At 60.5% G+C, this 14,202-nt stretch carries 13 protein-coding genes; 11 read left to right on the top strand and 2 right to left on the bottom strand.

What is annotated here, in order from left to right:
* Positions 1-2: 2 nt before the first annotated feature.
* Positions 3-1,028 (bottom strand): small ribosomal subunit biogenesis GTPase RsgA, encoded by a 1,026-nt coding sequence (rsgA, locus tag KTN04_RS12220; protein ID WP_217335509.1) that lies wholly within the window; start codon positions 1,026-1,028, stop codon positions 3-5.
* Between the two features lie 96 nt (positions 1,029-1,124).
* On the opposite strand from rsgA, the gene orn reads away from it, so the two are divergent.
* A complete protein-coding gene (gene orn, locus KTN04_RS12215; RefSeq protein WP_217335508.1) occupies positions 1,125-1,667 on the top strand; it encodes an oligoribonuclease in 543 nt (180 codons plus the stop codon).
* Positions 1,668-1,684: 17 nt separating this feature from the next.
* Here orn and queG read toward each other — a convergent pair whose 3' ends face one another.
* A complete protein-coding gene (queG, locus tag KTN04_RS12210) occupies positions 1,685-2,815 on the bottom strand; it encodes a tRNA epoxyqueuosine(34) reductase QueG (RefSeq protein WP_217335507.1) in 1,131 nt (376 codons plus the stop codon).
* A 66-nt stretch (positions 2,816-2,881) separates the two neighbouring features.
* On the opposite strand from queG, the gene KTN04_RS12205 reads away from it, so the two are divergent.
* The 10 genes from KTN04_RS12205 (at position 2,882) to KTN04_RS12160 (ending at position 14,166) form a co-directional block, all read left to right on the top strand.
* Positions 2,882-4,387, top strand: a complete 1,506-nt coding sequence (locus tag KTN04_RS12205; RefSeq protein WP_217335506.1) for an NAD(P)H-hydrate dehydratase — start codon at positions 2,882-2,884, stop codon at positions 4,385-4,387.
* A gap of 12 nt (positions 4,388-4,399) precedes the next feature.
* The gene (tsaE, locus tag KTN04_RS12200; protein ID WP_217335505.1) at positions 4,400-4,879 is read left to right on the top strand and encodes a tRNA (adenosine(37)-N6)-threonylcarbamoyltransferase complex ATPase subunit type 1 TsaE; all 480 of its coding nucleotides are present in this window, start codon (positions 4,400-4,402) and stop codon (positions 4,877-4,879) included.
* Positions 4,880-4,887: 8 nt separating this feature from the next.
* On the top strand, positions 4,888-6,222 hold the full coding sequence (locus KTN04_RS12195) for an N-acetylmuramoyl-L-alanine amidase (RefSeq protein ID WP_217335504.1): 1,335 nt from the start codon (positions 4,888-4,890) through the stop codon (positions 6,220-6,222).
* Between the two features lie 13 nt (positions 6,223-6,235).
* Positions 6,236-8,122: a DNA mismatch repair endonuclease MutL gene (gene mutL / locus KTN04_RS12190; protein WP_217335503.1), complete on the top strand. Its 1,887-nt coding sequence runs from the start codon at positions 6,236-6,238 to the stop codon at positions 8,120-8,122.
* Between the two features lie 41 nt (positions 8,123-8,163).
* Positions 8,164-9,069, top strand: coding sequence for a tRNA (adenosine(37)-N6)-dimethylallyltransferase MiaA (gene miaA, locus KTN04_RS12185; protein ID WP_217335546.1), 906 nt, complete (start codon positions 8,164-8,166; stop codon positions 9,067-9,069).
* Positions 9,070-9,185: 116 nt separating this feature from the next.
* On the top strand, positions 9,186-9,425 hold the full coding sequence (gene hfq / locus KTN04_RS12180) for an RNA chaperone Hfq (protein WP_209286407.1): 240 nt from the start codon (positions 9,186-9,188) through the stop codon (positions 9,423-9,425).
* A gap of 8 nt (positions 9,426-9,433) precedes the next feature.
* A complete protein-coding gene (gene hflX, locus KTN04_RS12175) occupies positions 9,434-10,762 on the top strand; it encodes a ribosome rescue GTPase HflX (protein WP_217335502.1) in 1,329 nt (442 codons plus the stop codon).
* Positions 10,763-10,798: 36 nt separating this feature from the next.
* The gene (hflK, locus tag KTN04_RS12170) at positions 10,799-11,989 is read left to right on the top strand and encodes an FtsH protease activity modulator HflK (RefSeq protein ID WP_217335501.1); all 1,191 of its coding nucleotides are present in this window, start codon (positions 10,799-10,801) and stop codon (positions 11,987-11,989) included.
* Entirely contained in the window at positions 11,989-12,873 is an 885-nt protein-coding gene (hflC, locus tag KTN04_RS12165; RefSeq protein WP_217335500.1) for a protease modulator HflC, read from the top strand. The genes hflK and hflC overlap by 1 nt, the downstream gene beginning before the upstream one ends.
* A gap of 111 nt (positions 12,874-12,984) precedes the next feature.
* Positions 12,985-14,166: an ATP phosphoribosyltransferase regulatory subunit gene (locus tag KTN04_RS12160; RefSeq protein WP_217335499.1), complete on the top strand. Its 1,182-nt coding sequence runs from the start codon at positions 12,985-12,987 to the stop codon at positions 14,164-14,166.
* The last annotated feature ends 36 nt before the right edge of the window (positions 14,167-14,202 follow it).

Below are 14,202 nucleotides of genomic sequence, written 5' to 3'. Positions count from 1 at the left end.
GGTCAGCGGCTGTCCTGCATGGAGTTCAAAATCTGTTGATAACTGTTGAAGCGGCTTTCGCTAATGAGGCCCTCGTCCAGCGCATGCAGGAAGGCGCACCCGGGCTCGTGCTCATGGCGGCAGTCGCGGAAACGGCAGTAGCCGCGCAGTGCGGCCAGTTCACGAAAGCCCTCCAGCACTTGGTCTTCAGTCATGTGCCAGAGCGCAAACTCGCGGATTCCAGGCGAATCGATCAGGTCGCCGCCCTCCGGGAAGTGGAACAGGCGTGCTGTGGTGGTCGTATGTCGCCCCTTGCGGCTCTGTTCCGACAGCGCGCCGGTCTTCAGATCGGCTCCGGGCAGCAGGCTGTTGATCAGCGATGATTTGCCGACACCGGACTGGCCGACGAACACGCTGATGTGGTCGGCCAGCAGTGCCTTGAGCGCGTCCAGACCGTGGCTGCTGGCTGTGGAGGCCTGCAGGGTGCGATAGCCCAGGTAACGATACTGTTCGAGCAGGGGGGCCAGGCGCTGGCGGTTGTTATCATCCAGCAGGTCGGCCTTGTTGAGCAGCAGTACCGGTTCAATGCCGCTGGCTTCAGCCGCAACCAGATAGCGGTCGATCAGGTTGGCATGGGCGTAGGGCTCGACCGCGATGACGATGACGATAAAGTCGATGTTGGCGGCTACGGGTTTGAGTTCGCCGTGATTGTTCGGACGCAGCAGTTCGCTGTGGCGCTCCTGGGCCGCGACCACGACGCCGCTGTCGGCCGAGCGGCGCCAGATGACGCGATCCCCGGTGACCAGTTGGCCCAGATGGGTGCGCATGTGGCAGCGCTGGATTTCGCCCTGGTGTTCGCCCTCCAGCACTTCGACGTCGACCTGGCGGCCGAAATGGGAAATGATCAGTCCCTGCTGCTCCGGGCCCAGTTCGCCGCCTTCGAGTTTGTCTTCGATCAGGGCGTCACGGCGCTCGGCGCGCGCGGCGCGTTCTTCCTGAATCTTGTTGATGCGCCAGGCTTGGCGCCGGTTTACCTTGCGTTTTGCCATACCCGTCGGGATCACTCGCTCACGGCTATTGTCGTTGACGTGCTAAGGTATTCGAATCCGAGTTAAATTGACAGTTTGCCAGAGGAGAAAAGGTGCATGGCACTGAAGGACAATCTGATCTGGGTCGACCTGGAAATGACCGGGCTGAACCCGGACACCGACCGTATCATTGAAATGGCCGCCATCGTCACCGATGCTGATTTGAATCTGATTGCCGAGGGCCCGGTGATTGCCGTACATCAGCCGGACACGGTGCTGTCGCGCATGGACGAGTGGTGTACGCGCACTCACGGCCAGTCCGGTTTGACCGACCGGGTGCGCAGCAGCACCATTTCGGAGGCCGAAGCCGAACAAACGCTGCTGGCCTTTTTGCGTGAACATAGCGAGCAGGGCGCCTCGCCCATGTGCGGCAACAGTATTGGCCAGGATCGGCGCTTCCTCTGGCGCTATATGCCTGAGCTGGAGGCTTTTTTCCACTACCGCAACCTGGATGTGAGTACCATCAAGGAACTGGCGCGACGCTGGAAGCCGTCAGCCCTGGAGGGCTTTAAGAAGCAGGGCACGCACTTGGCGCTGGACGATATCCGCGAATCCATTGAGGAACTGCGTCACTACCGCCGTCATTTCTTCCGCCTTTGACGTTGTGCCGGCCATCGCTACTCTGGCAGTCGCCGTGCGCCGGGGTGTGCCAGAATCGGCAGTGGGCGTGGGCCTTCTGCCGATTGCAGTCGGTCCAACGCCCAATCGATATGTTCCTGTACCAATGCGCTGCTGCCGTCACGGCGTGCGCGCAGGGCGGTGATGACGGCATTACCGCCTCGGCTGTTGCCCAGTGCCACCGCCAGGTTGCGTTGCCAGCCTTCGTAACCGGTGCGGCGGATGGCCGAGCCTTCAGTACGCTTAAGGAAGGTGGCTTCCTCCCATAGAAACAGTTCCAGCAGGTCGGCTTGGTCCAGGCGATGACGGGGCTGAAAGTCCGGTTCGTCACTGCGTTTGGCAAACCGGTTCCAGGGGCAGATCAGCTGGCAGTCATCACAGCCGAAAATACGGTTGCCCATCAGCGGGCGCAACTCCAGCGGAATGCTGCCACGGTATTCGATGGTCAGGTAGGAAATACAGCGTCGGGCGTCGAGCACGCCAGGCTCGGGAAAGGCCTGGGTCGGACAGATGTCGATGCAGGCCGAACAGCGACCACAGTGGGATTCGGTTTCCGGCGGGTCGATCGGCAGTGGCAGGTCGATGAACAGTTCGCCGAGCAGAAACCAGGAGCCGGCCTGGCGATTCAGCAGCAGGGTATGCTTGCCGACCCAGCCCAGCCCGGCATTGCGCGCCAGCGGCCGCTCCAGTACGGGTGCGCTGTCGGTGAACGGGCGAAACTGCACCGTGGCATCGTCAATCTGCTCGTTCAGCCACTGGCCTAGCTGCTTCAAGCGCTTGCGAATCAGCTTGTGGTAGTCCCGGCCAAGGGTGTAGCGCGCCACATAGGCCTTGTCCGGATTGCGCAGGGTGCCGGTGATCGGGGTTTCAGCCGGCAGGTAATCCATGCGCAGCATGATGATGCGCTGTGTGCCCGGCACCAGCAGGGTCGGGTCCAGGCGCTTGTCGACGTTCTGGGCCAGATAGTCCATGCTGCCGTGGTATCCCTTGTCCAGCCATGCCTGGAGTTTTTCGGCTTCTCGTGAGGCATCCGGCAGGGTGATGGCGCAGTCGGCAAAGCCCAGGGTACGTGCCTGTTGCTTGAGAGCCTGCGCAAGATCATGAAGCTGTTCGATATTGGGTGCTGACATAGACGGAACCGGCTGTGTACGGGTCAGTCCATCTTCTATAATGAACTGATAAGAAAGGAGAAAGCCATGTTGAACAGAGCAGAGCTACCGGGGGCATTATACACGGCGGAGCAGAGTCGTGCCCTGGATAGAACCGCTATCGAGCAGTTCGGCATTCCTGGATTTCGGCTGATGCAGCGTGCCGGCCACGCCGCCTTCGTCGAGTTGATGGCGCACTGGCCCGGCCTGCGTCGCCTGACTGTGGCGGTCGGCAGTGGCAACAACGGTGGTGATGGGCTGATCATGGCGGGGCTGGCACGGCAGCAGGGGCTGGAAGTGCAGGTTCTGGTAGTGCGGGATCATTTCGAAGACGGCTTGCAGGGCGAAGCGCTGTCGGCCTGGCAATGGGCACAGGCGGTCGGTGTAGAGCTGACGCGCTGGCAGCCGGGGCTGAAACTGCAGGGCGAGGTGCTGGTGGATGCGCTGCTGGGCACTGGACTGACCGGGCCGGTGCGGGGTGAGAGCGCCGAACTGATTGCTCAGCTGAACCGGTCAACACGGCCGGTGTTGGCGGTCGATATTCCCTCCGGGCTGTGCAGCGACACCGGTCGGGTGCTGGGTGTGGCGGTGCGGGCTGATCTGACCTTGACGTTCATTGCCCTCAAGCAGGGGCTGCTGACGCATGAAGGGGTGGACCATTGTGGCCAGGTGCTGTTTGACAGCCTGATGTTGCCGGACGAGGTCTATGAAGAGGTGGCGATGAGCGCCTTTCGTACCGACCGTGATGATCTGGCCAAGCTGCTACCACCGCGTCGACGCTCGTCACACAAGGGACAGTTCGGTCATGTCATGGTGGTGGGCGGCGATCACGGTATGGGAGGCGCTGCGCTGATGGCGGCTGAAGCGGCCGCGCGCAGCGGTGCGGGCCTGGTTTCGCTGGCGACCCGTCCCGAGCACGTGACGGCTGCCCTGACACGCGCGCCCGAGGTGATGGTGGCCGGCGTCAATTCCGGCCAGGACATTCAGCCATTGCTGGCGCGGCCGGATGTACTGGTGGTGGGGCCTGGGCTGGGTCAAAGCGCCTGGGCTGACCAGCTGCTGCAGCAGGCCCTGAATACCGGCTTGCCGTTGGTGCTGGATGCGGATGCGTTAAATCTGCTGGCACACCGGAATCTGGCCGGGCGCGAGCACGATTGGATCCTGACGCCGCACCCGGGCGAGGCGGCACGGATGCTGGGTTGGGAAACACATGAAGTTCAGCAGGATCGTTTCGCTGCCGTGCGGGCGCTTCAGGCGCGGTTCGGCGGCACTGTGGTACTCAAGGGAGCCGGCAGCCTGAGTTGTGACGGCGATGCCGTGCATCTGTGCAGCGCGGGTAATCCCGGCATGGCCTGCGGTGGCATGGGGGATGTGCTCTCCGGTATTATCGGAGCCTTGCGTGCCCAGCGCTTGAGTGCCGTGGATGCTGCGCGTGCGGGGGTATACGCCCATGCGCGGGCCGCCGATCTGTGCGCGGCGGATCAGGGAGAGCGCGGTTTGCTGGCCACCGACTTGATCGCTCGGGTGCGCCGTGTTCTCAGCAGTCTTGATTGAAGGAAACAGCGAATGAAACAGATTCTTCCCGATGAACAGGCGATGGCCGTATTCGGTGCTCAGCTGGCGCAGGCGTTGCGCGGAGGCGGTGTGGTCTTTCTGGTGGGAGATCTGGGCATGGGCAAGACCACGCTTAGCCGAGGTATTCTGCGCGGCTGTGGTCATGCCGGCTCGGTCAAGAGCCCGACTTATACGCTGGTAGAGCCCTATGAAACCCCACAGGGGCCGGTGTTTCACTTTGATCTTTATCGTTTGTCCGACCCGGAAGAGCTGGAATATTTAGGCATTCGCGACTATTTCACAGAAAAGTCGCTCTGTCTGGTGGAGTGGCCAGACAAGGGGGCAGGCATGCTGCCCGCGGCGGATATGGAGATTCGGCTGTCATTGCATGGTCAGGGGCGTGAATTGACGTTGACCGCTCAAACTCCAAAAGGACAGGTCATGGTCGATCGATTGAAAGACTGCCTGGCCGTAACCGCCGAAGGAACATGAAAGGGCCGATGAGAAAACTGATACAACGTCTGTGGCCATTGCTGCTGTGCCTGATGACGCTAACTGCCCAAGCAGGTGATATCCGCAATGTGCGTGCCTGGCTGGCGCCGGACAACACTCGGCTGGTCTTCGACCTGTCCGGCCCGGTACAGCACAAGTTGTTCACCCTGGCCAATCCGGATCGGGTGGTGATCGATATCGAGCAGACGCGGCTGAACGCCTCGCTGGATGCGCTGGACCTGGACAAGAGTCCGATTGGTAGCATCCGCCACAGTAAGCGTGGTCAGGGCGTGCGCATCGTGCTGGACCTGACGGAAAAGGTGCGTCCCAAGAGCTTTGATCTCAAGCCTAACGATCAGTATGGCCATCGTCTGGTGGTGGATCTGGCCATGCGGGAGAAGGCGGTCGTCACCAAGACGGTGGTGCCGGTGCCGGGTGAAGGCGGCAAGCGCGACATCGTGGTGATGATCGATGCCGGTCATGGTGGTGAAGACCCCGGTGCCCTCGGCCCTGGCGGTGTGCGCGAAAAAGATGTGGTGCTGGCCATTGCCAAAAAGCTGAAAGGGCTGATTGATGCGCACAAGGGCTACCGGGCGGTCATGACACGTACCGGTGATTACTACATCAGCCTGCGCGGACGGACCGGCAAGGCGCGCAAGAGCAACGCCGATCTGTTTGTTTCCATTCATGCGGATGCCTTCAAGGATCCCCGTGCCCGTGGTGCGTCCGTCTGGGTTCTGTCCGGCCGTGGCGCCAGTTCGGAAATGGGCCGTTGGTTGGCACGCAGCGAAAACAGCGCAGACCTGATCGGCGGAGTCGGCAGCCTGAGCTTGGATGACAAGGATGATGTGCTGGCCAGTGTGTTGCTGGACATGTCAATGAACGCCAGTCGCAAGGACAGCCATCAGGTTGCGTCACGCATTCACGGCAACATGGATCGTTTTGCCCGCATGCATAAGAAGCATGTCGAGCAGGCCGGGTTTGTCGTGCTCAAATCGCCGGATATTCCTTCCATCCTGGTTGAGACCGGATTTATCTCTAACCCTGGCGAGGCCCGAAAGCTGCGTACGTCAGCCTATCAGAACAAAATGGCGCAGGCGATCTACCGGGGCATTATCGATCACTTTTGGGAAAAGCCACCGGCGGCCACTTACGTGGCCTGGCAGAAACAGTCCGGTAAGGCCCCCGCCAGTGGCGAGCGTCTGTACAAGGTGGTCTCGGGTGATACCCTGTCGGTCATAGCACAGCGCAATGGCGTTTCTCTGCAGAAGCTTCGCCGCGCTAATCAGCTCAACGGTGACCGCATCCGTGTTGGTCAAGTATTGCGAATCCCCGCCGGTTAAACCTCAGGATAACATGTCACGAATTCATCTTTTATCGCCGCAGCTGGCCAACCAGATTGCGGCAGGCGAAGTGGTCGAGCGGCCCGCGTCGGTGGTCAAGGAGTTGCTGGAAAACAGCCTGGACTCCGGTGCCGACCGGGTGGAGCTGGATGTGGAGCAAGGTGGCGTCAAATTGATCCGGCTGCGTGATAATGGGCGCGGCATCGAGAAGGGCGACCTGCCGCTGGCGCTGAGCCGTCATGCCACTTCCAAGATTACGGCGCTGGAAGACCTGGAAGCGGTCGGCAGTCTGGGCTTCCGGGGTGAAGCTTTGGCCAGTATCAGCTCCGTGTCTCGCCTGACGCTTACTTCGCGGCCGCTGCAGCAGGATAACGCCTGGGCTGTCTCCGCCCAGGGGCGTGACATGATGGCGGATGTGGTACCGGCGGCGCACCCGCCGGGTACCACGGTTGAAGTGCGCGATCTGTTTTTCAACACTCCGGCGAGGCGCAAGTTCCTCAAAACCGAAAAAACCGAGTTTCGCCATCTGGAAGAGGTGGTGAAGCGGCTGGCATTGAGCTGCTATGACGTCGGCTTCGGTCTGCGCCACAACGGCAAGGCAGTACACCAGCTGCGACCAGCTGACAGCGAAGCGGCGCGGGAGCAGCGGCTGGGGCAACTGCTGGGCAAGGCGTTCGTGAACGAGTCCGTGGCGCTGGATGTGGTGGCCGAGGCCTCCGGGCTGCGGCTCTGGGGCTGGATGGGGCTGCCAACCTTTTCACGGGCGCAGGCCGATCAGCAGTACTTTTTCGTCAATGGCCGTGTCATTCGCGACAAGGTCGTGACCCACGCGGTGCGTCAGGCTTACCAGGACGTGCTGTTTCATGGGCGCCATCCGGCCTATGTGTTGTATCTGGAGCTGGATCCGTCACTGGTGGATGTCAATGTGCATCCGACCAAGCATGAGGTCCGTTTCCGGGAAAGCCGGCTGGTACATGACTTCATTTTCCGCACGCTTTACCGTGTTATCGCGGATCTGCGCCCGCAGGATGTGGCGCCGGTTCAGGGGGCGCCCGAAGCCGAGGTCGGTGCGGGGCCGGGGGAAGCGGCCGTGCCCGGTCAGGATCTTTCCGGACTGCGCCAGAGCTCCATGGGGCTGGGGTTCGGGCAGGCGCCTGAAGCACGACAGGTGCAGGAGCAGATCCAGGGCTACGCGGCGCTGCATCGCCCGGCCGGGCCTGTTCCCGCTGCGGGCGGAGGTGCGGCCAGCGGCATGCTGGCAGGAAACCGTCCCCTGACTGTCCCGCCGTCCACCGTGCCGTCGGAGGAGCAGGATGTACCGCCGCTGGGTTATGCCCTGGCGCAGCTGCACGGTATCTATATTCTGGCGCAGAATGCCGAAGGCATGGTGCTGGTGGATATGCACGCGGCGCACGAGCGCATCGTCTATGAACGCATGAAGGTTGCCTTCGAGCAGGACCGTATTCGCAGTCAGCCGCTGCTGGTGCCGGTCAACCTGGCCGTCAGTGCCCGTGAAGGGGACATGGCCGAGGAGTGCCCTGACGAGTTTCACCGTCTGGGTTTTCGGTTGGAGCGTATGAGCGAAGAGTCGCTGGTCATCCGCGAAGTACCGGTGGCGCTGGCGAGAGCCAATGTCGAGCAGCTGGTGCGAGACGTGCTGGCGGATATGCTGCAGGTGGGCACCAGTGACCGCATTCAGGCCCACCTGAACGAACTGCTGGCCACTATGGCCTGTCACGGCGCGGTGCGTGCCAATCGGCAGTTGACCGTGCCTGAAATGAACGCTCTGCTGCGCGACATGGAGCAGACCGAGCGAAGCGGTCAGTGTAACCATGGACGTCCGACCTGGACCCAGCTGTCGCTGGCCCAGCTGGACAAACTCTTTTTGCGTGGACAATGAGGCACCTCGTGGCGACAGACAAGCCCAAAGTGATTTTCGTGATGGGGCCCACCGCCTCCGGCAAGACCGACTTGGCCATGCGCCTGTGTGATCATTTGCCCTGTGAGCTGATCAGCGTGGATTCGGCCATGGTGTACAGGGGTATGGACATTGGCACGGCCAAGCCGAACGCCGAGGAGCTGGCCGCCTACCCGCATCGGCTGGTGGATATTCTGGATCCGGCCGAAGCCTATTCGGCGGCCCGGTTTCGTATCGATGCTCTGGCCGAAATCGCAGACATCCAGCAGGCCGGGCGCGTGCCGGTACTGGTGGGCGGCACCATGCTGTATTTCAACGCCCTGCAGCAGGGCCTGGCCGAGCTGCCGGAAGCCGACCCGGCGCTGCGGGCTCGCATCGAAGCCCAGGCAGCCGCTGAAGGCTGGCCGGCGATTCATGCGCGCCTGTCACGTCTGGATCCGGAAGGCGCGCAACGGCTCAAGCCCAATGATGCACAGCGTCTGCAGCGGGCGCTGGAAGTGGTCGAGCTGACCGGCAAGCCGATCAGTGAGCACTGGCGCGAGCAGCGCGAGGCTGAGCTGCCGTTCGACGTTATTCCGCTGGCGTTGGCTCCGGCCGACCGTTCGTTGTTGCACCGCCGCATCGAACAGCGTTTTGAACTTATGCTCAAGGGCGGGTTCGAAGCGGAGGTTCGGGCGCTCTGGGAACGTGGTGATCTGCATGCTGGCATGCCCTCCATTCGCTGCGTCGGCTATCGGCAGATGTGGGCCTGGTTCGAAGGGGAATATGATCGCGCCACCATGCGTGACAAGGCAGTCGTTGCCACCCGTCAGCTGGCCAAGCGACAGCTGACCTGGCTGAGGGGGCGTGAGGGCGTGCATTGGCTCGAGAGCACGGATTCGAATTTAGTGTCCGATGCCTTGAAACTCTCTGACCCTGCCGTTATATAATGAAATCCGGTATGATCGCGCGCAAACTCTGTTCATGCAGCTGTATGACGCCGAGTCTTTATATTCCGAACATAACTACACTATAAATTGATTTCCATTCCTGGAAGGAGTTTGCAATGTCAAAAGGGCAATCACTACAAGACCCTTACCTTAACGTGCTGCGCAAAGAGCGTGTTCCGGTATCCATCTTTCTGGTCAACGGCATCAAGCTGCAGGGCCAGATCGAGTCCTTTGACCAATTCGTGATCCTGCTGAAAAATACCGTCAGCCAGATGGTGTATAAGCATGCGATTTCTACAGTAGTGCCTGCCCGTCCGGTCAAGCTGCCTGTGGCCGACGACAAGCCTGCTGAATGAGGTATTAATTGTTTTTCGAACGTCCCGAGTCCGGCGAGCGCGCGATCCTCGTCCATATCGACCTGGCCAGTGAGGCCGATCGCGAGAACCCCCGAGAACTGGAAGAGCTGGCGTTGTCGGCCGGTGCCGATCCGATCGAGTTTTTGACCGGTAGCCGCGCTGACCCCAGTCCGAAGTTCTTTCTTGGCAAGGGCAAGGTAGAGGAGCTAGTGGGTCTGGTGCGTGAGCACGAGGCCGAGCTGGTGATCTTCAATCATGCCTTGAGCCCGGCGCAGGAGCGCAACCTGGAGCGCGAGCTTCAGTGCCGAGTGCTGGATCGTACCGGCCTGATTCTGGATATCTTTGCCCAGCGTGCACGCACGCATGAGGGCAAGCTGCAGGTGGAGTTGGCTCAGCTCGAGCACATGTCGACCCGCCTGGTCCGTGGCTGGACCCACCTTGAGCGCCAGAAGGGCGGTATCGGCTTGCGCGGTCCCGGTGAAACCCAGTTGGAAACCGACCGTCGTCTGTTGCGGGCTCGCATCAAATCCATTCTCAAGCGATTGGACAAGGTCCGCAAGCAGCGTGACCAGGGACGGCGTGCGCGTCAGCGTGCGGAAGTGCCGACGGTATCGCTGGTGGGGTACACCAATGCCGGTAAATCCACGCTGTTCAATCGCATGACGACAGCCGAGGTGTATGCTGCCGATCAGCTGTTTGCGACCCTGGACCCGACACTGCGCAAGATCGAGCTTAAGGATGTTGGGCAGGCGATTCTGGCGGATACCGTCGGTTTCATTCGTCACCTGCCGCACAAGCTGGTCGAAGCCTTTCGTGCTACGCTGCAGGAAACAACTGATGCTGGCCTGTTGTTGCATGTAATCGATTGTTACGATGAGGAGCGCCTGGGGCACATCGAGCAGGTCGAGACCGTGCTCGAGGAGATCGGTGCGGCAGAGGTTCCCGTATTACAGGTGTATAACAAGATCGATCAGCTGGAGGACATGGAGCCCCGGATCGATCGGGACGAGCATGGCGCCCCTTGGCGTGTCTGGGTGTCGGCCGTGAGTGGTGCGGGCATTGATTTGCTGTTCGATGCCATCAGTGAGCGTCTGGGTGAGGAGATGTTTCATGACACGCTGACGCTTGCACCTTCGGATGGCAACCTCAGGGCGCAGTTGTATGCGCAGGGAGCCGTGGTGCAAGAGACAGTGGATGAGCAGGGCAACATGGCACTGGACGTGCGCCTGCAGTTGAAGGATTTCAAGCGTATTCTCAGTCGGTTGAGTATTCCTCGGGAACGATACCTGAGGGAACAGGTCGATTGGGCATTCGACAGCGACGAAGCTGGACTCTAATAAAAGTTAATCAAGCGGTTTATAACGGAGAGCACTATGGCCTGGAATGAGCCTGGCGGTAATGGTAACAACCATGACCCCTGGAGTGGCGGCGGCGATAACCGCGGCAAGCGCGGCGGCAACGATCAGGGGCCGCCCGATCTCGATGAGGCGCTGCGCAAGTTGCAGGACCGCCTTGGTGGCATCTTTGGTGGCGGCAAGCGAGGCGGTTCAGGTGGTGGCAGCGGCAAGGGCGGCGGCAGCGGTTTCTTTGTCGTTCTGGTCGTGTTGGCGGGTCTGTTCTGGGCCGGTATGGGATTCTATACCGTCGATGAACAGGAGCGCGGCATCGTGCTGCGCCTTGGCAAGTATCACGACACTGTGCAGCCGGGTCTGCAGTGGAATCCGCCGCTGATCGATGAAGTGACCAAGGTTAACACCACGCGTCTGCGCACTTATGATCATCGTTCACTGATGCTGACGGCCGATGAAAACATCGTTGATGTCGACATGACGGTGCAGTATGTGGTGTCGGATCCTGCACAGTTTACCCTGAAAGTGCGTGATCCAAGTGACAGTTTGGCGCAGTCATCCGAATCTGCATTGCGTCATGTGGTGGGTACTTCCGACATGCACGGCATCCTGACCGAAGGGCGTGATACGCTGGCCCTGCAGGTGCAGGCACGTCTGCAGCGATACATGGAAAACTACACCACGGGCCTGACCATCTCCAAGGTCAACATCAAGAATGCTCAGGCGCCGCGTCAGGTGCAGGACGCCTTCGATGATGTGATCAAGGCGCGAGAAGATGAGCAGCGAGCCAAAAACGAAGCCGAAGCTTATGCCAACGGCATCGTGCCCGAGGCGCGTGGCCGTGCTCAGCGCTTGCTGGAAGAGGCCAATGCCTATCGTGAAGAGGTGGTTGCCAAGGCAACCGGTGAAGCAAGCCGCTTCAAGGCGCTGCTGGCCGAGTATCAGAAAGCACCCCGGGTTACGCGTGAACGTCTTTACATCGATACGCTGCAGGAAGTGCTGGCCCGCACTGGCAAGGTCATGGTGGATGTCGAGGGCGGCAATAACATGATGTATTTGCCGCTGGATCGTCTGACCGAGAAGCAGCCGCTACGTGACAGCAGTGGTCGTGGCATCAGTCTGGATGACAATACCATGCGCCAGATTACCGACCAGGTGCTCGAAGAGACGCGTCAGCGTTCACAGACCACTTCCGGCCTGAGGGAGGGACGTTAATGAAACCTACATCCATGTTCGGGCTGATCGCGCTGCTGCTGGTGGTCATGATCGGTTCCAAGTCGGTGTACATCGTCAAGGAAACGGAACGCGCCATCAAGCTGCGCTTTGGTGAAGTGGTCGAGGCTGATATCAAGCCGGGTTTGCACTTCAAGATTCCATTCGTGAATACGGTGCGTACTTTTGAAGGGCGTATCATGACCCTGGATGCGCGTCCGCAGGCATTCCTGACGCTGGAGAAGAAGCGTCTGATCGTGGACTCTTTTATCAAATGGCGCATCGATAACGTGCAGAAGTTCTATACGGCGACCTCTGGTGACGAGTTCCGTGCAGCCGACCTGCTGTCGACGCGTATCGAAACCAGTCTGCGTAACCAGTTTGGTGAGCGCACGCTGACCGAAGTGGTGTCCGGCGCTCGTGAAGAGGTGATGGGGGATGTTATTCGTGCCCTGAGTGATCTGGCGCAGTCCGAGCTGGGCATCGAAGTCATTGATGTGCGCGTCAAGCGTATCGATCTGCCGCAGGAAGTATCCTCCTCTGTGTATGAGCGCATGCGCACCGAGCGTTTGCGTCTGGCGCGTGAACTGCGCGCGCGCGGCAAGGAGTTGGCAGAAGGTATTCGGGCCGATGCTGATCGTCAACGTACAGTGATCCTGGCGGACGCCTTCCGTGAAGCGGAAACGTTGCGTGGTGAAGGTGATGCGCTGGCTGCATCCATCTATGCCGAAGCTTTCCAGCGTGACCCGGAGTTCTACGCTTTCTATCGCAGCCTGACAGCCTACCGCGAGTCTTTTTCCAGTGGTGGTGACTTGTTCGTGCTGGATCCGAAGAGCGAATTTTTCCGCTACCTCAACAGCGCGACCGGTACTTCTGTTACCCAATAGTGCAACGAAAACCGGGTGCCTTTGGCGCCCGGTTTCGTGATATAGTTAATCAACCGGGTTTGTGCCCGGTTTTTTTGTGATTCAGACCACCTGATGACACCGGAGTAACGCATGGCCTTGGCAGATCGCTGGTTGCTGCCCGACGGAATTATGGAGCTGCTGCCGCCGCAGGCGCGGCAGGTTGAACTGATGCGCCGTAAGGTGCTCGATCTCTACCACCGCTGGGGATACGAGCTGGTAATGCCCCCGATCGCGGAACATCTTGAGTCCCTGCTGACCGGAGTCGGTCATGACCTCGACCTGAATACTTTCAAGGTGACCGACCGTCTCAGTGGTCATACCCTGGGGGTGCGTGCGGACATGACGCCTCAGGTGGCGCGCATCGATGCCCACCGCCTACGCACCGAGGGTCCGAGCCGCCTGTGCTATTGCGGTTCGGTGCTGCACACGCACGCCGCCAACATGCTGGCCTCGCGCAACCCGCTGCAGTTGGGTGCCGAGTTGTATGGTCACGCCGGACCCGACAGCGATGTGGAAGTGATCGCATTGATGTTGGCAACTCTGGACGAAGTCGGTGTGCAGGGGAGTATTAGTCTGGATCTGGGGCATGTGGGGGTATTCAGTCGCCTGATGGAGCTGTGTGGCCTCGAAGCCCAGCAGCAGGCGGATTATCAGGACATGCTGCAACGCAAGGCGTTGCCTGAAATTGATCGCTTCATCGGTGGTCTCGAAGTATTGTCCGATACCCAGCGCAGCTGGCTGTGCGAGTTACCGCGCCTGAATGGCGGTGCGCAGACGCTGGCCCGTGCCCGGACCCTGTTTGCAGGTGATGATGCCCTGTTGGCAGCCGTGGATTACCTGTCCGACCTGGCGCAGCGTGTTGCGGCGCGCTTCCCCTCGGTCGATGCCTATTTTGATCTCAGTGAGCTGCGCGGCTACCACTACCATACCGGCATTGTTTTTGCCGCGTATACACCGAGCTTCGGCCAGGCGCTGGCCAAGGGCGGGCGCTATGACAACATCGGTCGTGATTTTGGTCGGGCGCGCCCGGCGACCGGTTTCAGTGCCGATCTCAAAACATTGATGGACCTGTCCGGCCAGCTGGTCGAGCAGGCTGATGACGTGGTGCTGGCGCCGGCCGGCGAGGCAGAAGGCCTGCAGGCCGCCATCGCCGAGTTGCGCAAGTCGGGCACGCGTGTAGTGCAGCAGCTGGAAGGTGAAACGAATTGTGGCGGTCGCTACCGTCAGCAGTTGGTGCATGAAGGTGGCGACTGGGTCCTGACTGATCTGTGATCGCAAAAATTTTTTGATAATTAACGAGTATTCGAG

This window comes from Marinobacterium weihaiense (genome assembly GCF_019061305.1).
Classification (GTDB): Bacteria; Pseudomonadota; Gammaproteobacteria; order Pseudomonadales; family Balneatricaceae; genus Marinobacterium; species Marinobacterium weihaiense.
This window is presented reverse-complemented; position numbering and strand designations above follow the sequence as displayed.